Annotated in this window: 19 protein-coding genes and 1 pseudogene; 18 read left to right on the top strand and 2 right to left on the bottom strand. The window is 61.0% G+C overall.

Annotation, left to right across the window (positions count from 1 at the left end):
* The first annotated feature begins 11 nt into the window (after positions 1–11).
* From flhF to ACZ89E_RS14410, 13 genes and pseudogenes are all read left to right on the top strand, one after another.
* Positions 12–1,346, top strand: coding sequence for a flagellar biosynthesis protein FlhF (flhF, locus tag ACZ89E_RS14470; RefSeq protein ID WP_149657013.1), 1,335 nt, complete (start codon positions 12–14; stop codon positions 1,344–1,346).
* Between the two features lie 116 nt (positions 1,347–1,462).
* Complete coding sequence (gene fleN, locus ACZ89E_RS14465) at positions 1,463–2,293, top strand: flagellar synthesis regulator FleN (protein WP_003222917.1); 831 nt, start codon at positions 1,463–1,465, stop codon at positions 2,291–2,293.
* Positions 2,290–3,030, top strand: a complete 741-nt coding sequence (gene fliA, locus ACZ89E_RS14460) for an RNA polymerase sigma factor FliA (protein ID WP_085716996.1) — start codon at positions 2,290–2,292, stop codon at positions 3,028–3,030. The genes fleN and fliA overlap by 4 nt, the downstream gene beginning before the upstream one ends.
* Positions 3,031–3,197: 167 nt before the next feature.
* A complete protein-coding gene (locus ACZ89E_RS14455) occupies positions 3,198–3,569 on the top strand; it encodes a chemotaxis response regulator CheY (protein ID WP_003183998.1) in 372 nt (123 codons plus the stop codon).
* Positions 3,570–3,591: 22 nt separating this feature from the next.
* Positions 3,592–4,381, top strand: a pseudogene (locus ACZ89E_RS14450) (protein phosphatase CheZ).
* A gap of 38 nt (positions 4,382–4,419) precedes the next feature.
* The gene (locus tag ACZ89E_RS14445) at positions 4,420–6,660 is read left to right on the top strand and encodes a chemotaxis protein CheA (protein ID WP_476255916.1); all 2,241 of its coding nucleotides are present in this window, start codon (positions 4,420–4,422) and stop codon (positions 6,658–6,660) included.
* Positions 6,661–6,709: 49 nt separating this feature from the next.
* Complete coding sequence (locus tag ACZ89E_RS14440) at positions 6,710–7,843, top strand: protein-glutamate methylesterase/protein-glutamine glutaminase (protein WP_149657010.1); 1,134 nt, start codon at positions 6,710–6,712, stop codon at positions 7,841–7,843.
* A complete protein-coding gene (locus ACZ89E_RS14435; RefSeq protein WP_092271414.1) occupies positions 7,843–8,583 on the top strand; it encodes a flagellar motor protein in 741 nt (246 codons plus the stop codon). Before ACZ89E_RS14440 ends, ACZ89E_RS14435 begins: the two co-directional genes overlap by 1 nt.
* A gap of 12 nt (positions 8,584–8,595) precedes the next feature.
* Positions 8,596–9,489 (top strand): flagellar motor protein MotD, encoded by an 894-nt coding sequence (gene motD, locus ACZ89E_RS14430; protein ID WP_372242321.1) that lies wholly within the window; start codon positions 8,596–8,598, stop codon positions 9,487–9,489.
* A gap of 43 nt (positions 9,490–9,532) precedes the next feature.
* Positions 9,533–10,321 carry a ParA family protein gene (locus ACZ89E_RS14425; RefSeq protein WP_133839117.1) on the top strand — a complete coding sequence of 263 codons (789 nt, stop codon included), beginning with the start codon at positions 9,533–9,535 and terminating at the stop codon, positions 10,319–10,321.
* 118 nt (positions 10,322–10,439) lie between these two features.
* Complete coding sequence (locus ACZ89E_RS14420) at positions 10,440–11,327, top strand: CheW domain-containing protein (RefSeq protein ID WP_476255915.1); 888 nt, start codon at positions 10,440–10,442, stop codon at positions 11,325–11,327.
* An 89-nt stretch (positions 11,328–11,416) separates the two neighbouring features.
* The gene (locus ACZ89E_RS14415; RefSeq protein WP_149657007.1) at positions 11,417–11,902 is read left to right on the top strand and encodes a chemotaxis protein CheW; all 486 of its coding nucleotides are present in this window, start codon (positions 11,417–11,419) and stop codon (positions 11,900–11,902) included.
* Positions 11,903–12,298: a DUF2802 domain-containing protein gene (locus ACZ89E_RS14410; RefSeq protein WP_476255914.1), complete on the top strand. Its 396-nt coding sequence runs from the start codon at positions 11,903–11,905 to the stop codon at positions 12,296–12,298. It begins immediately after the preceding gene.
* 318 nt (positions 12,299–12,616) lie between these two features.
* Here the strand turns inward: ACZ89E_RS14410 and ACZ89E_RS14405 are convergent, their stop codons facing one another.
* Positions 12,617–12,946: an EscU/YscU/HrcU family type III secretion system export apparatus switch protein gene (locus ACZ89E_RS14405; protein WP_348133895.1), complete on the bottom strand. Its 330-nt coding sequence runs from the start codon at positions 12,944–12,946 to the stop codon at positions 12,617–12,619.
* Positions 12,943–14,508, bottom strand: a complete 1,566-nt coding sequence (gene fliK, locus ACZ89E_RS14400; protein WP_476255913.1) for a flagellar hook-length control protein FliK — start codon at positions 14,506–14,508, stop codon at positions 12,943–12,945. Before fliK ends, ACZ89E_RS14405 begins: the two co-directional genes overlap by 4 nt.
* Before the next feature lie 222 nt (positions 14,509–14,730).
* On the opposite strand from fliK, the gene ccmA reads away from it, so the two are divergent.
* From ccmA to ccmE, 5 genes are all read left to right on the top strand, one after another.
* Positions 14,731–15,366: a cytochrome c biogenesis heme-transporting ATPase CcmA gene (gene ccmA, locus ACZ89E_RS14395; protein WP_149657004.1), complete on the top strand. Its 636-nt coding sequence runs from the start codon at positions 14,731–14,733 to the stop codon at positions 15,364–15,366.
* Positions 15,363–16,031 carry a heme exporter protein CcmB gene (gene ccmB, locus ACZ89E_RS14390; RefSeq protein ID WP_007980754.1) on the top strand — a complete coding sequence of 223 codons (669 nt, stop codon included), beginning with the start codon at positions 15,363–15,365 and terminating at the stop codon, positions 16,029–16,031. Before ccmA ends, ccmB begins: the two co-directional genes overlap by 4 nt.
* A gap of 93 nt (positions 16,032–16,124) precedes the next feature.
* Complete coding sequence (locus ACZ89E_RS14385; protein WP_133839105.1) at positions 16,125–16,880, top strand: heme ABC transporter permease; 756 nt, start codon at positions 16,125–16,127, stop codon at positions 16,878–16,880.
* Positions 16,877–17,053, top strand: a complete 177-nt coding sequence (ccmD, locus tag ACZ89E_RS14380) for a heme exporter protein CcmD (protein WP_149657003.1) — start codon at positions 16,877–16,879, stop codon at positions 17,051–17,053. The genes ACZ89E_RS14385 and ccmD overlap by 4 nt, the downstream gene beginning before the upstream one ends.
* On the top strand, positions 17,050–17,505 hold the full coding sequence (gene ccmE, locus ACZ89E_RS14375) for a cytochrome c maturation protein CcmE (protein ID WP_476255912.1): 456 nt from the start codon (positions 17,050–17,052) through the stop codon (positions 17,503–17,505). Before ccmD ends, ccmE begins: the two co-directional genes overlap by 4 nt.
* The last annotated feature ends 3 nt before the right edge of the window (positions 17,506–17,508 follow it).

Raw genomic sequence — 17,508 nt, 5'->3', positions numbered from 1 at the left:
GGTAGTGGTTTATGCAAGTTAAGCGTTTTTTCGCCGCCGATATGCGTCAGGCCATGAAACTGGTACGTGATGAGCTGGGCGCTGATGCGGCCATTATCGGTAACCGCCGGATTGCCGGTGGTGTCGAGCTGACGGCTGCCCTGGATTACAAATTGTCGGCGCTGGCCCCACGCGTTCCAAACATGGAACTCGAGGATGAGCTGCGCAAGACCCAGTCGCGCATCGTCACCGCCCAGGCCGAACTGAGCCTGCGCGGCGAAGGCGAGACCGACGGTGACAAGACCACCAATCGCCAGTTGTTCGCCGGCCTGCCGTTGACCGCTGCCGAGCCGCTGATCGAACCGACTTACGAACAGCCCCGTCGTGCCGCGCCAGCCCCGGCGCCCGTGTCCGGCGGTGTTGACCCACGGGCTTTCGATTCGATGCGCTTCGAGCTCAACAGCCTGCGCGAATTGATGGAAGTGCAACTCGGCTCCCTGGCCTGGAATCAGCTGCAAGGCAGCCGTCCGGCCCAGGCCAACCTGTGGCGTCGCCTGCAACGCATCGGCTTGTCCGGCCCGTTGTCCCGCGACCTGCTGGCGCTGATTACCGATATTGAAGAGCCTCGTCAGGCCTGGCGCATGTTGCTGGCGCACCTGGCGCGGATGATCGCCACACCGGAAGTCGAGCCACTGGAAGAGGGCGGCGTGATTGCCATGGTCGGCCCTGCCGGCATGGGCAAGACCACCACCCTGGCCAAGCTCGCGGCCCGTTACGTGCTCAAGTACGGCGCGCAGAACATCGCGCTGGTGAGCATGGACAGCTACCGCATCGGCGCCCAGGAACAATTGAAGACGCTGGGCCGCATTCTGAATGTGTCGGTGACACACGTCGATCCGGGCCAGTCCCTGGTGCAGGCGCTGGATCCGTTGCTGCGCAAACGCGTGATTCTGATCGATACCGCCGGCCTTCAGGCCAGCGATCCGGCCTTGCGCATGCAACTCGAAAGCCTGGCCGGTCGCGGGATCAAATCGAAAAATTATCTGGTCCTGGCAACCACCAGCCAGAAACAGGTTCTAACCGCCGCTTATCACAGTTACAAGCGGTGTGGGCTGGCTGGCTGCATCCTGACTAAACTGGATGAAACGGCGAGTCTGGGCGAGGTGTTGAGCCTGGCCATCAGTCATGAATTGCCGGTGGCGTACCTCACCGATGGCCCGCGCATTCCAGATGATCTGCATCTGCCGCGGCGTCACCAGTTGGTCAGTCGCGCGGTGAGCGTGCAAATGCAGGAAGAACCCAGCGAGGAAGCCATGGCTGACATGTTCGCTGATATTTACCACAGCCCGACCAAGCAGGTTGGCTGAGGTACTAATGAACAGTTTTTGTACCTACATCGATGGTCTGCCATGCATTGTTCAGTTGATGAACGCGCAGCCAGTAATGTGGCCTCCGTCTATGCAAGACAAGGTAAAGAAATAACATGGGCAGCATGCATCCCGTACAGGTGATCGCGGTGACCGGCGGCAAAGGTGGCGTCGGGAAGACTAACGTGTCAGTGAACTTGTCCCTGGCTCTAGCAGAGCTTGGCCGACGCGTCATGCTGCTGGACGCCGATCTGGGTCTGGCGAACGTCGACGTTCTGCTGGGACTGACGCCCAAACGTACCCTGGCCGACGTGATCGAAGGCCGCTGCGAGCTGCGCGACGTTCTGTTGCAGGGCCCGGGCGGTATCCGTATCGTCCCGGCCGCGTCCGGCACCCAGAGCATGGTTCATCTGAGCCCGGCCCAGCATGCCGGCCTGATCCAGGCCTTCAGCGATATCGGCGATAACCTTGATGTATTGGTGATCGACACGGCTGCGGGTATTGGTGACTCGGTCGTCAGTTTTGTCCGCGCCGCGCAAGAAGTGTTGCTGGTGGTCTGCGACGAGCCGACCTCCATCACCGACGCCTACGCCCTGATCAAATTGCTCAACCGCGATTACGGCATGAACCGCTTCCGCGTCCTGGCCAACATGGCCCAGAGCCCGCAGGAAGGGCGCAACCTGTTCGCCAAGTTGACCAAGGTCACGGACCGCTTCCTCGACGTGGCCCTACAATACGTCGGCGCCGTGCCTTACGACGAAAGCGTGCGCAAGGCCGTGCAGAAGCAACGTGCCGTCTACGAAGCCTTCCCGCGCTCCAAGTGCGCCCTGGCGTTCAAGGCGATTGCACAGAAAGTCGACACCTGGCCGCTGCCGGCCAACCCGCGCGGGCACCTGGAATTTTTCGTCGAGCGCCTCGTGCAACAGACCGCAGGACCCGTCCTATGACAGCCAGTGGCTACAACCTCTACAAGAAGTCGGCACGTGATTCGCAATACGAGCTGATCGAGCGTTACGCGCCACTGGTCAAACGCATTGCTTACCACTTGCTGGCGCGTCTGCCGGCCAGTGTCCAGGTGGAAGACCTGATCCAGGCCGGGATGATTGGCCTGCTTGAAGTGTCAACCAAATACGACGCCAGCAAAGGCGCGAGTTTCGAAACGTACGCGGGCATTCGAATCCGTGGCGCGATGCTCGATGAAGTACGCAAGGGGGACTGGGCGCCACGTTCGGTCCACCGCAATACCCGCATGGTCAGCGACGCAATTCGCTCGATTGAAGCTAAAACCGGCCGTGATGCTAAAGATCACGAAGTTGCGGCCGAACTCCAATTGAGTCTCGACGATTATTACGGGATTTTGAACGATACCTTGGGCAGCCGTCTGTTCAGTTTCGACGACCTGTTGCAGGACGGCGAACACGAAGGGCTGCACGAGGATGGCGCCAGTGCTCATCTGGAGCCGTCGCGCGATCTGGAAGATGAACGTTTCCAGGCCGCCTTGGCGGACGCGATTGCCAATTTGCCGGAGCGTGAGCGACTGGTGTTGGCGCTGTACTACGACGAAGAGCTGAACCTCAAGGAAATCGGTGAGGTCCTGGGTGTCAGCGAATCCCGTGTCAGCCAGTTACACAGCCAGTGCGCGGCCCGTTTGCGGGGGCGTTTGGGGGAGTGGCGAGCGCGCTGAAGGCAGTGTGGGGACACTGCGAACGAGGCTGGTGTGGTGTGAACTGCAGCGGTCTCGATCTGTTGTGCTCCAGACAGTCATTTGAGTGCTTTGCCGGATTGAATGAAATGGCGCGTCCAGGTGCTGGGCGCGTTTAAGACTGCTTGGAGGTCGAATTGGACAAGAACATGAAAATCCTCATCGTTGATGACTTCTCAACGATGCGGCGGATCATTAAAAACCTGTTGCGTGACCTTGGGTTCACCAACACGGTCGAGGCTGACGATGGCACCACTGCCATTCCGGTGCTCAACAGCGGCAGCATCGACTTTCTGGTAACAGACTGGAACATGCCGGGCATGACCGGTATCGACCTGCTGCGCCACGTGCGCGCCGATGAAAAACTCAAGCACCTGCCAGTGCTGATGGTGACCGCTGAAGCCAAGCGCGAACAGATCATCGAAGCGGCCCAGGCCGGTGTTAACGGCTATGTGGTCAAACCCTTCACGGCCCAGGCGTTGAAAGAAAAAATCGAAAAGATTTTCGAACGCATCGGTTGAGTCACTGCGCCACGGGGTAGCTATGGACCACAACGAATCTTCACAGGGCGATTTTGAATCGACCCTGAAAAAACATGCCCGCGAACTGGTCGACAGCCTTGAAAAAGGCAAGTTTGGCGACGCTGTGCAACTGATTCATGAGCTCAACCAGACCCGTGACCGCGGCCTGTACCAGGAAGTTGGCAAGCTCACTCGCGAGCTGCATAGCGCGATCGTCAATTTCCAGATTGACCCGAACATGCCGCAAGCCGAGGAAGTCTCGCAGATCACGGACGCCACCGAGCGTCTGGGGTATGTGGTCAAGCTGACCGAGGCCGCTGCCAACCGCACCATGGACCTGGTGGAAAACGCCACGCCGCTGGTCAATGGCCTGAGCACTGAAGCCCAGGCATTGAGCGCCGACTGGGGACGCTTCATGCGTCGCGAAGTCGGGGCTGAAGAGTTCCGCGAGCTGGCCCCGGCGGGTCGACGGTTTCCTGACGCGCAGCAGCGCGGACAATCGCACGGTGTCGAGCAACCTCAACGACATTCTGCTCGCCCAGGATTACCAGGACCTCACCGGTCAAGTGATCAAGCGCGTGACCCAATTGGTCACCGAAGTTGAAAGCAACCTGCTCAAGCTCGTGCTCATGGCCAGCCAGGTAGACCGCTTTGCGGGTATCGAACATGACCGTGAAGCGATGCTGGCTGAAAAAGATCCACAAAAACATCTCTCGCAGGGTGAAGGTCCGCAGATTCATGCCGATAAAAGAGAAGATGTTGTGTCCGGTCAGGACGATGTGGACGATTTGTTATCCAGTCTTGGATTTTAGGTTTTTTAGGTTTTTAGACCTTTAGGAGCACCCCCTTAATGAGCTTCGGCGCCGATGAAGAGATCCTTCAGGATTTCCTGGTTGAGGCCGGCGAGATTCTAGAGCAACTGTCCGAGCAACTGGTCGAGCTGGAAAGCCGACCGGATGATGCGGACTTGCTCAATGCAATTTTTCGCGGTTTTCACACTGTAAAAGGGGGCGCCGGCTTCCTCCAGCTCAATGAGCTGGTGGAGTGCTGTCACATCGCCGAGAACGTGTTCGACATCCTGCGCAAGGGTGAACGACGCGTCGACTCGGAACTGATGGACGTGGTTCTTGAAGCGCTGGATGCGGTGAACGGCATGTTCACCGAAGTCCGCGAACGCAGCCCGATCACGGCTGCCACTCCGCAATTGCTGGAAGCCTTGGCCCGTCTGGCCGAGCCACAATCGGCCGACGTCGCAGCCCCGGTTGCCGACGCGGTGGAAGAACCGGCCGCTGAAAGCGAGTCGGGCGACATCACCGATAACGAATTCGAACAACTGCTGGACTCGCTGAATGCCGTCAAGGCCCAGGCCGAAGCTCCGGCGGCTGTGCCTGCGCCGGCCGCATCGGCCAGCGACGAAATCACCGATGCCGAGTTCGAGTCGTTGCTCGATCAGTTGCACGGTAAAGGTCAGTTCGCGGTGGATGCCGTAGCCGCTCCGGCTGCACCGGCACCCAAGGCCCCGAAAGCGGCTGGCGACAGCTCGGACATCACCGACGACGAATTCGAAGCACTGCTCGATCAGCTGCACGGCAAGGGCAACTTTGCCGTCGATGCGCTGGAAACCGCCATTGCCTCGGCGCCAGCCCCGGCTGCGCCCACCGCTAAAGCGGCCGGCGGCGATCTGATCTCCGATCACGAGTTCGAATCGCTGCTCGACGAATTGCACGGCAAAGGCAAGTTCACTGAAGTCGGTACCGGCACTGTGGTGACGGCTCCCGTCGCCAAAGCCCCGGCACCGGCGCCGAAACCTGTCGCCAAAGCGCCCGAGCCTAAAGCCGAAGCGCCGAAACCGACCGCCGCGGCTGCACCGGCTCCGGCCCGTGCCCCGTCCGCGCCGCCACCGGAAAAACCGGCCAGCGAAGCCGAGACCACCGTGCGGGTTGATACCGCGCGTCTCGACGAAATCATGAACATGGTGGGTGAACTGGTACTGGTGCGTAACCGCTTGGTCCGTCTGGGCCTCAACAGCGGCGACGAAGCCATGTCCAAGGCTGTGTCGAACCTCGACGTGGTCACGGCCGACCTGCAAACCGCGGTCATGAAGACCCGGATGCAACCGATCAAGAAGGTCTTCGGGCGCTTCCCGCGCCTGGTTCGCGACCTGGCTCGCCAGCTCAAGAAAGAGATCAACCTGGAGCTGGTCGGCGAAGAAACCGACCTCGACAAGAACCTCGTCGAGGCCCTGGCCGACCCGCTGGTCCACTTGGTGCGCAACTCGGTCGACCACGGTATCGAAGAGCCGGCCGAACGCGAAGCGATGGGCAAGCCGCGCAGCGGCAAAGTGATTCTGTCCGCCGAACAGGAAGGCGACCACATCCTGCTGTCCATCTCCGATGACGGCAAGGGCATGGACGCTGATGTCCTGCGCGGTATCGCAGTCAAGAAAGGCTTGATGGACAAGGATGCGGCGGACCGCCTCAGCGAGTCGGACTGCTTCAACCTGATTTTCGCACCGGGGTTCTCGACCAAAACCGAGATCTCCGATGTGTCAGGTCGTGGCGTGGGCATGGACGTGGTGAAAACCAAGATCGCGCAGCTCAACGGCACCATCAATATCTACTCGACCAAGGGCAAGGGCTCGAAGATCGTCATCAAGGTGCCACTGACCTTGGCGATCATGCCGACGCTGATGGTCATGCTCGGCAACCAGGCGTTTGCGTTCCCGCTGGTGAACGTCAACGAGATCTTCCACCTCGACCTGTCGCGCACCAACGTCGTCGACGGTCAGGAAGTGGTGATCGTGCGGGACAAGGCACTGCCCTTGTTCTACCTCAAGCGCTGGCTGGTCAGCTCCGCCGCTCATGAAGAGCAGCGCGAGGGCCATGTGGTGATCCTTTCGGTGGGCACCCAGCGGATCGGCTTTGTCGTCGATCAACTGGTGGGCCAGGAAGAAGTGGTCATCAAGCCATTGGGCAAAATGCTCCAGGGAACCCCGGGCATGTCCGGCGCCACCATCACTGGTGACGGCCGCATTGCGCTGATTCTCGATGTCCCGAGCATGCTCAAGCGTTACGCCGCACGGCGTATTTGATTCTGCCGCAGCGGGGCGACAACGCCCCGCTGCGTCTAACGGAGTGTTTATGGTAGTCAAAGTCCTGGTGGTGGACGATTCGGGGTTTTTCCGCCGCCGCGTCTCGGAAATTCTTTCAGCGGATCCGAACATCCAGGTTGTCGGTACGGCAACCAACGGAAAAGAGGCGATCGATCAGGCGCTGGCCCTCAAGCCAGACGTGATCACCATGGACTACGAGATGCCGATGATGGATGGCATCACGGCGGTGCGGCACATCATGCAGCGCTGCCCGACCCCGGTCTTGATGTTCTCCTCACTGACGCACGAAGGCGCCCGGGTCACTCTGGATGCGCTGGATGCCGGTGCGGTGGATTTCCTGCCGAAGAATTTCGAAGACATCTCCCGTAACCCGGAGAAGGTCAAGCAACTGCTGTGCGAAAAGATCCTGAGCATCTCGCGCAGTAACCGTCGCGCCAATACCTACACGGCGCCGGCTCCGGTGGCAGCACCTGCACCGACGCCTGCGCCTTCGAGCGTCAGCAGCTATGGCAGCAGCGCGCCTGCGCGTCCGGCACCGGCACCGTTGCCGACCCGTGCGCCAGCGTCTGCCGGCCCATCGTCGCCCGCGCCAAAACGCAAAGCCTACAAACTGGTGGCCATCGGTACGTCCACCGGCGGGCCGGTTGCGCTGCAGCGGGTGTTGACCCAATTGCCGGCCAACTTCCCGGCGCCGATTGTGTTGATCCAGCACATGCCGGCGGCCTTCACCAAGGCCTTCGCCGAGCGTTTGGACAAGCTGTGCCGCATCAACGTCAAGGAAGCCGAGGATGGCGACATCCTGCGTCCGGGCCTGGCGCTGCTGGCACCGGGTGGCAAGCAAATGATGATCGATGGCCGTGGCGCGGTGAAAATCCTGCCGGGCGACGAGCGTCTGAACTACAAACCGTGCGTGGACATCACCTTCGGGTCGGCGGCCAAATCCTACGGTGACAAAGTTCTGGCGGTCGTGCTGACCGGCATGGGCGCGGACGGTCGCGAAGGCGCGCGTCTGCTCAAGCAGGGCGGCAGTGCGATCTGGGCCCAGGATGAAGCCAGCTGCGTGATCTACGGCATGCCGATGGCCATCGTCAAAGCCGATCTCGCCGATGCGATTTACAGCCTCGACGACATTGGCAAACATTTGGTTGAGGCCTGTATCTGATGGATGTACTGAGCCTTATCGGGATCATCATGGCGTTCGTCGCCATCATCGGCGGCAACTACCTTGAAGGCGGTCACCTCGGCGCTCTGGCCAACGGCCCGGCGGCGTTGATCGTCATTGGTGGGACCGTCGGTGCGGCGCTGTTGCAATCGCCGATGAGCGCGTTCAAGCGCTCCATGCAGATCCTTGCCTGGATTCTGTTCCCGCCTCGGGTGGATCTGGCCGGTGGTATCGATCGTGTTGTGAATTGGAGCCTCACCGCGCGCAAGGAAGGTTTGCTCGGTCTGGAAGGGGTGGCTGACGCCGAGCCGGACAACTACTCGCGCAAAGGCCTGCAACTGCTGGTCGATGGCGCCGAGCCGGAAGCGATTCGCAGCATCCTGGAAGTGGATTTCTACACCCAGGAAAGCCGCGACATCGAGGCCGCCAAAGTCTTCGAAAGCATGGGCGGCTACGCGCCGACCATCGGCATCATCGGTGCGGTGATGGGCCTGATCCACGTCATGGGCAACCTCGCCGATCCGTCGCAACTGGGCAGCGGGATTGCCGTTGCGTTCGTCGCGACCATCTACGGCGTGGCCAGTGCCAACCTGGTGTTGCTGCCGGTAGCGGCCAAGCTCAAGTCCATCGCGTTGCGTCAGTCGCGTTATCGCGAAATGTTGTTGGAAGGGATTCTGTCGATCGCCGAAGGTGAAAACCCTCGCTCTATTGAGCTGAAGCTTCAGGGCTTCATGGATTGATGGGGGTAATGGATTATGGCTCGTCGCCGGCAACCTGAAGAACACGTCAATCACGAACGCTGGTTGGTGTCCTATGCGGACTTCATTACCCTGCTGTTTGCGTTCTTCGTGGTCATGTACTCGATCTCTTCGATCAACGAAGGCAAGTACAAGGTCATCTCGGAAGCGTTGATCGGCGTGTTCACCGACTCGGACCGTGCCCTCAAGCCGATCCCGATCGGCGAAGAACGCCCGGTGACCGTGACCCCGGCCAAGCCGCTGGTCAAGGATGCCGAGCAGGTTGACGCCGGCATCTCCGGTGCCAGCGATCCGCTGAAAAGCATTGCCGACGACATCAGCGCCGCGTTCGGCGACCTGATCAGCTCCAACCAGATGACCATTCGCGGCAACGAGTTGTGGGTCGAGATTGAACTCAATTCCAGCCTGTTGTTCGGCAGCGGCGACGCCATGCCCAGCGACATGGCCTTCAACATCATCGACAAGGTCGCGGCGATCCTCAAACCGTTCGACAACCCGATCCACGTCGAAGGCTTTACCGACGATCAGCCGATCCGCACCGCGCAGTACCCGACCAACTGGGAACTGTCCTCGGCCCGTTCGGCGAGCATCGTTCGCATGCTGGCGATGCAGGGTGTAAACCCCGGTCGCCTGGCGTCGGTGGGCTACGGTGAATTCCAGCCCGTGGCCAACAACGCCACCGCCGAAGGCCGTGCACGCAACCGTCGGGTGGTGCTGGTGGTTTCGCGCAATCTCGATGTCCGTCGCAGCCTCACGGGCACCGGAACCGCTAATGCGAAACCGGACGCCGCATTGAAGCGGGCTGGCACACAAACTGCACCGACCCCGGTCAAGTCGCCGGTACGAGAGAGCGCCGTCAATTCTCCGTCACCCGCATTAATACGTTGAGCTATTTCTCGGTCGACCTGATCGACCGGGAGGAACAATCCGAATGAGAGTCTGGGCAGTTGCCAATCAAAAGGGTGGTGTTGGTAAAACCACTTCCTCTATCGCTTTAGCCGGGTTGCTGGCCGAGGCGGGCAAGCGCGTGGTCATCGTCGATCTTGACCCGCATGGCTCGATGACCAGCTATTTCGGCTATGACCCCGACACCCTGGAGCACAGCTGCTACGACCTGTTCCTGCACAAGGGCAGCGTGCCCCAAGGCTTGCCCGGTCAGCTGTTGATGCCCACCAGTCACGAGAATATTTCCCTGTTGCCGTCGAGCACCGCGCTGGCGACCCTTGAGCGTCAGTCGCCGGGCCAGAGTGGCCTGGGCCTGGTGATCGCCAAGAGTCTGGCGCAATTGTGGCAAGACTTCGATTACGCGGTGATCGACAGCCCGCCGTTGCTCGGTGTGTTGATGGTCAACGCCCTGGCCGCGAGCCAGCAGTTGGTGATCCCGGTGCAGACCGAACACCTGGCCGTCAAAGGCCTGGAACGCATGGTCAACACCCTGGCGATGATCAACCGCTCGCGCAAACAGGCGTTGCCGTTCAGCATCGTCCCGACCTTGTTCGACCGCCGCACCCAGGCCTCCCTCGGGACCCTGCGGGTGTTGCGCGACAAGTACCCGGAAGAAATCTGGCAAGGCTACATCCCGGTGGACACCCGCATGCGCGACGCGAGTCGGGCCGGTGTCACGCCTTCGCAGTTCGACGGCAAGAGCCGTGGCGTGCTCGCCTATCGGGCGCTGCTCAAGCACCTGCTGGCCGCACAACTCGTCCCGGCGGTGGCCTGATGAACCCAATTTCTGTAGGAGCGAGGCTTGCCCGCGAAGGCAGCACCACGGTCTCCACAGTTAAACCGCGTTATCGTTCTTCGCGGGCAAGCCTCGCTCCTACAGGGCGGTGTCGCGCATGAATAGGCCGGTGAAGGTCACTTCGCGTCCGCAGCTGGCGCTCCAGTCTTATCTGGACAGCTTGCTGATGGAGGCGACGGAAGAGTTGCCGCCGGAAGTCGAGGCGGTGGCTGAAGTCATTGAAGTTGTCGAAGCGGTCGAGGTTGAGTCGGCGCTGGATGAGTTCCAGTTGGCGGTGCTCGAAGAACAGGCCCGTGATGCGCGCCCAACGGCTGCCGTCGCCGCGCCAGTGGTTGCGCCAGTTGTTGAGCAAGCACCCGTCAAGGTGATCGAAGCCCCGGCCCCGATCCTGGCGCCCGTCTCGACCATCGCGCCGCTGCTGCAAGCCTTGGTACCACCTGTCGTTGAAGTGCACCTGCCGCCAAGCAACACGCCGCCACCGGTGGAAACCGATGGCCGTCCGTCCTGGGCCGCCGAGCCGTTCGAATGCCTGTTGTTCGACGTCGCGGGGCTGACCCTGGCGGTGCCGTTGGTGTGCCTGGGTTCGATTTATTCCTTGACCGGCCACGAACTGACGCCGCTGTTCGGTCAGCCGGAATGGTTCCTCGGGATCCTGCCGAGCCAGGCCGGCAACCTCAAAGTGCTGGATACCGCGCGCTGGGTCATGCCGGACCGCTATCGCGATGACTTCCGCCAGGGCCTGCAATACGTTATTTCGGTGCAGGGCTACGAGTGGGGGCTGGCGGTGCATCAGGTCAGCCGTTCGTTGCGCCTGGACCCGAACGAAATCAAATGGAGAAGTCACCGAGGTCAGCGGCCATGGCTCGCTGGCACGGTGATTGAGCACATGTGTGCGTTGCTGGACGTTTCCGCCCTGGCCGAATTGATCGCCAGCGGTGGGGCAAAACACATGAGCGGCAGCAAGCCGCTACACAAATCGACATAGCAGCCGACATAACAAGTAAGCGACGGCATTGTTGAATGCCGCCACACAGAACACACACCGCCAAGCGCGGTTTTTCGAGGGGTCAGGGTATGAGTAGTCACGCGACGAATGCAAAAGGTTCTGAAGATCCGATCCTGCAATGGGTCACCTTCAAACTGGACAATGAAACCTACGGCATCAACGTGATGCGCGTTCAGGAAGTCCTGCGTTACACCGAAATCGCCCCGGTCCCGGGTGCCCCGAGCTACGTGCTGGGCATCATCAACCTGCGCGGTAACGTGGTTACCGTGATCGACACCCGTCAGCGCTTCGGCCTGATGAATGCCGAAATCAGCGACAACACCCGCATCGTCATCATCGAAGCCGACAAGCAAGTGGTCGGGATCATGGTCGACAGCGTGGCCGAAGTGGTTTACCTGCGTCAGTCGGAAATCGAGACCGCGCCGAACGTCGGTAACGAAGAGTCCGCCAAGTTCATCCAGGGCGTGTGCAACAAGAACAACGAACTGCTGATCCTGGTCGAACTCGACAAGATGATGAGCGAAGAAGAATGGTCGGATCTGGAGAACATCTGATTGATTCTTGAGGTTGCTGTCATTGTCCTGTTCCTGTTTTGGGCAGGCACGCTGGCGATGTTCCTGTCGTACATCCGCAGCCAGCGCGTGATCGCGGCGCAACAGGCCGAGGGCGATGCGCTGCTGCGCGATCAGCGCATCAAGGACCTGGCCAAGCGCGTCGACAACTACCAGAGCGGCAACGTGCGCATGGGTGAAGACCTGCACGAGCTGCGCGCGGTGGTCAGCCCGTTGCCGGACAAACTGGCCCAGCTGGAACAGCGCGACCCTTCAAGCCTGTCGTTCGCCCAGGCGGCGCGATTGGTCGGGATGGGCGCCACCGTCGATGAACTGACTCAGTCCTGCGGCTTGACCCAGGCTGAGGCGGAGTTGATGCGTAAGCTTCACAAGAACTGACTGTTGAAATCGTTCCCACGCTCCGCGTGGGAATGCCTCTTGGGACGCTCCGCGTTCCGCTCTTGAACGGTGACGCAGAGCGTCACGGGCTGCATGCCCACGCAGAGCGTGGGAACGATCAGTAGTCGTCGCCACGCTCGGTAACATCCTTCTCCACCTGCGGCGCATTCGGATCCTGCCCCTGCGGGAATTTCCCCTCCCATTTGAGATCGTTCCCACGCTCCGCGTGGGAATGCCTCTCGGGACGCTCCGCGTTCCGCTCTTGAACGGTGACGCAGAGCGTCACGGGCTGCATGCCCACGCAGAGCGTGGGAATGATCAGTAGTCGTCGCCACGCTCGGTAACATCCTTCTCCACCTGCGGCGCATTCGGATCCTGCCCCTGCGGGAATTTCCCCTTCAGGTTCCACGCGAACGCAATGATCTCGGCAATCGTGCGATACAACTCTTCCGGAATGCTGTCCCCCAACTCCATCTTCGCCAGCAGCCTTACCAGCTCCGGGTTTTCATAGATCGGCACTTCGCATTCGCGGGCGATTTTCAGAATCGCTTCGGCCAGTTCTTCGTCGCCCTTGGCGGTGAGGGTCGGGGCGTGGGTGCCGTCGTATTTGAGGGCGATGGCCTGGCGCGGGGTGTTGGGGTTTCTCATGCGGTTTCGTCGACCCAGCGTTGTTCGAGGCGGGTTTGTGCGCCTTGGGGGGGAGTGCCGAGGTGGCAATCGAGTTCGCCGACGTTGAGCCCGGAGGCCAGCAAGCGCTCGCGCAGTGCCGCCAGGTTGCTTTCGATCAGGCTCGCGGTGTACGGCCGTTCGGCCCAGAGTTGGCTGGACAGGCTGCCCTGGATCAACTGCGCCTGAACCTGCAACGGGCCCAGGGGCTCCATGTCGAACGCCAGCTCGACCCGCCACAGTTGTTGTTTCGGCTCCCGTTCTTCGCGCCGTTCGTTTTGCGCTTGTTTTTCCGGTGCTTCTTCGCGCTGGAACTTGACCTGCAACGGCACGATGTCCTGGAGGTTGCGCATCGGAATTTCCAGCTGCCAAGTGCTCATCAGCCGCCCATCGTCGGTGACGCCGGTTTGTTCCAGGCTCGACAGTTGATGGCTTTGCAGGCGCGAAATGGCAGCGGCCGCCAGACGCAACAGATGCTCCAGATCGCCTTCGCCATCCTGGCTTTGCAACAGCCGATCGGGCAGGGGGAAATGGGTGGGCAGCGGTTTGGCGCTGACCTGGCCGAGCATGCCCAGCGCACTGCGCACGAAATTGGGCATCGCCTGGGCCAGGGTATTGGCGGCGATGATCGCGGTGAGGTTGGTGTTGGCCGGGGCCAATTGCGCGATCAATTTCAGCAGATCGGCTTTCATGTCCGGGGCCAGCGCCGGAGTCTGGCCGGTCAGCAGTTTCGCTTCGAGGAACATACCGCTGTTGGCCAGCGCCAGGGCCAGGCCTTTTGGCGTGCTCAACTGCTGCACGTCCGGCAGCCCGGCGAGCAGTTTGTTCACGGCGGCTTGCAGGTCGGCGGAGGTATCGTCGGTCTGCGGCAGATTCTGCAAGGCGCTGAGCAAGCCGTCCAGCGAACCCTGGCGGCTCTGCTGGGTGGTCAACTGCTGTGACACCGCCAACTGGTCCTGGCGATTGCTCAGCGGCAGGAACTTCAGGGTCTGCGTGTCTTGGACCAACGCGCTCAACAGCGTGCCGATGCGCAGCGGCTGAGGACTGTCGATGGTCAGGGTGCTGCCGCTCAGGGCGGTGTTGAGCAAACTCACCAGCGAACGAAACACCGTGGGCTGGCCCGGCGTCTGCGGCAACACCTGGGACGTCAGCACTTTGCCTTGCAGCAAGGTGCCGACCGGCAGTTGCGCGGTGTCGATGCGGGTGAGGGTGGCGACGCTGGAAGCAATTGCCTGCTGCACCGTGATCGCCAGGTTGCTGGCGGACGGCTGGGTGATCGCGAGATTGGTGCCGGTGGGCAGCGGTTGCAGGCTGGTGGCCTGGACTGTGGTCTGGCGGCCGCTGTCGAGGGTGACTTTGAGCAACAGTTGAAAGGTCTGATCCGCCTGCTTCAGCGACAGCACCTCGGCGTTGGCGGTCTGGCCGGCACTGATCAGGCCCTCCATCGGCGTCAACAGCTTGAGCAAGTCGCCGCTGACCACCGGCGCACGTGCGACCGTCGGCGTGGTCGGAGGGGCTGGGAGGATGTTCATTTCGCCTGTCATACGCGGTCACAACCTTCGGAAAATGCGCTCTTTAGAGTAAGGCATGGCATGTATAATGCCGCCCGTCTTTCAGGGAACGGTGAAAACATTGCAATTGTTTTGACGCAGCTCTCTAAAACCGGCCGCCAATGCATCTATGCTGCATCTCTTTAGCGGCCGCGCCACTGCTGACTTGAACCGCCGACTGTAACGCCGACTTGTAATGTAAAGGCCCGTGATCTCTTGACCAGTCCAGTCCTTCAAACCGTCGACCTCGCCTGTGAGCGAGACCTTCGGCTGCTCTTCGAAAATCTCGAATTGAGACTGTCCAGTGGCGAAATGGTGCAGATCAGCGGCCCCAACGGCAGCGGCAAGACCAGTTTGCTGCGCCTGCTGTCCGGATTGATGCAACCGACGGCCGGTCAAGTGCTGCTCAACGGCCAGCCATTGAACGAGCAACGCAGCGAACTGGCGCGCAACCTGCTGTGGATCGGCCACGCCGCCGGGATCAAGGATTTGCTGACCCCGGAAGAAAACCTTAGCTGGCTCTGCGCCCTGCACCAACCGGCAAGCCACGAGGCGATCTGGCAAGCGCTGGCCGCTGTCGGGCTGCGCGGCTTCGAGGATGTTCCCTGTCACACCTTGTCCGCCGGCCAGCAACGCCGTGTGGCCTTGGCGCGCCTTTACCTCGACAGCCCGCCGCTGTGGATCCTCGACGAACCCTTCACTGCGCTCGATAAACAGGGCGTGGCGCAACTCGAAGAACACCTGGCCGGCCACTGTGAGCGGGGCGGCATGGTGATTCTGACCACCCACCACACCCTGAGTCGCACACCGGCCGGCTATCGCGACATTGATCTGGGGAACTGGGCCGTATGAGTGTTTTCGGCCTGTTGGTCGCCCGTGAGGCTCGCTTGCTGTTCCGCCGTCCGGCAGAGCTGGCCAATCCGCTGGTATTCTTCGCCATCGTGGTGTCGCTGTTCCCGTTGGCGGTCGGACCCGAGTCTCAATTGTTGCAAACCTTGTCTCCGGGACTGGTCTGGGTAGCAGCCCTTTTATCGGTCCTGCTCTCGCTGGACGGGCTCTTCCGCAGTGATTTCGAAGATGGATCCCTCGAACAGTGGGTCCTTTCGCCGCACCCCCTGGCTCTTCTGGTTTTGGCCAAGGTACTGGCACACTGGGCCTTCTCCGGCCTGGCACTGGTTTTGCTCGCACCACTACTGGCGTTGATGCTCGGTTTGCCTGCCGCTTGTCTGCCGGTGTTGCTGCTTTCTTTATTGCTGGGTACACCGGTACTGAGCCTGCTCGGTGCGGTGGGCGCGGCCCTGACGGTCGGATTGAAGCGCGGTGGCCTGTTGCTGGCGTTGCTGATTCTGCCGCTGTACATCCCGGTGTTGATTCTTGGCAGTGGCGCCTTGCAGGCTGCGCTCCAAGGCATGCCGGCGACCGGTTATCTGCTGTGGCTTGGTAGCCTGACCGCCCTGGCGATAACGCTTACACCTTTTGCAATAGCTGCTGGCCTGAAGATCAGCGTCGGCGAATAATAATGAGGTCTGGTTGTTTTTTAACCGCTTTTTGTTAAAAAAAGCAGACCCTTGGCTCTTCAATAGAGAAGAGCACCCGTGATGGAAACAGTAATGAACTGGACCTGGTTTCATAAGCTCGGCTCACCCAAATGGTTTTACGGCATCAGTGGCAAACTGCTGCCGTGGCTGAGCGTCGCGGCGTTGCTGCTGATCAGCGTCGGTGTGGTCTGGGGCCTGGCGTTCGCGCCACCGGACTACCAGCAAGGCAACAGCTTTCGCATCATCTATATCCATGTTCCCGCCGCCATGCTGGCGCAGTCCTGCTACGTGATGCTGGCGGTGTGCGGCGTGGTCGGGCTGGTGTGGAAGATGAAACTGGCCGATGTCGCCCTGCAATGCGCGGCGCCCATCGGGGCCTGGATGACCGCCGTGGCGCTGGTCACCGGGGCGATCTGGGGCAAACCGACCTGGGGCTCGTGGTGGGTCTGGGATGCGCGACTAACGTCCATGCTGATCCTGCTGTTTCTGTACTTCGGTCTCATTGCGCTGGGCAACGCCATCAGCAATCGTGACAGCGCGGCCAAGGCCTGCGCGGTGCTGGCGATTGTCGGCGTGATCAATATCCCGATCATCAAATACTCGGTGGAGTGGTGGAACACCCTGCACCAGGGCGCGACCTTCACCCTCACCGAAAAACCGGCGATGCCCGCCGAGATGTGGCTGCCGCTGCTGCTGACGGTGCTGGGTTTCTACTGTTTCTTCGGCGCGGTGCTGTTGCTGCGCATGCGTCTTGAGGTGCTCAAGCGCGAAGCCCGGGCGAGCTGGGTGAAAGCCGAAGTACAGAACAGTCTGGAGGCCGCTCGATGAGTTTTGCTTCATTCGGCGATTTCCTCGCCATGGGCCATCATGCCCTGTATGTCTGGTCGGCCTATGGCATCTGCCTGGCGGTGCTGGCCTTCAACGTGGCGGCGCCGATCCTGGCCCGCAAGCGGTATCTGCAACAAGAGGCGCGTCGTTTGCGCCGGGAGAACGGCAAGTGAATCCGCTGCGCAAAAAGCGTCTTATCATCATTCTCGCGATCCTGGTCGGAGTCGGCGCCGCCGTCGGCCTGGCCCTGAGCGCCCTGCAGCAGAACATCAATCTGTTTTACACCCCGACCCAGATCGCCAACGGCGAAGCCCCGCAAGACACGCGCATCCGCGCCGGCGGCATGGTCGAGAAAGGTTCGTTGCAACGTTCCGGCGATTCTCTGGACGTGAAATTCATCGTCACCGACTTCAACAAATCCGTAACCATCAGCTATCGCGGCATCCTTCCGGACCTGTTCCGCGAAGGGCAGGGCATCGTGGCCCTGGGCAAACTCAACGCCGAGGGTGTGGTGGTGGTCGACGAAGTGCTGGCCAAGCACGATGAAAAGTACATGCCGCCCGAAGTGACCAAGGCCCTGAAAGACAGCGGTCAGTCGGCGCCTACCCAAGCCAAGGAGGGTTGATCG

It is taken from the genome of Pseudomonas sp. TE3899, assembly GCF_056279105.1.
This window is presented reverse-complemented; position numbering and strand designations above follow the sequence as displayed.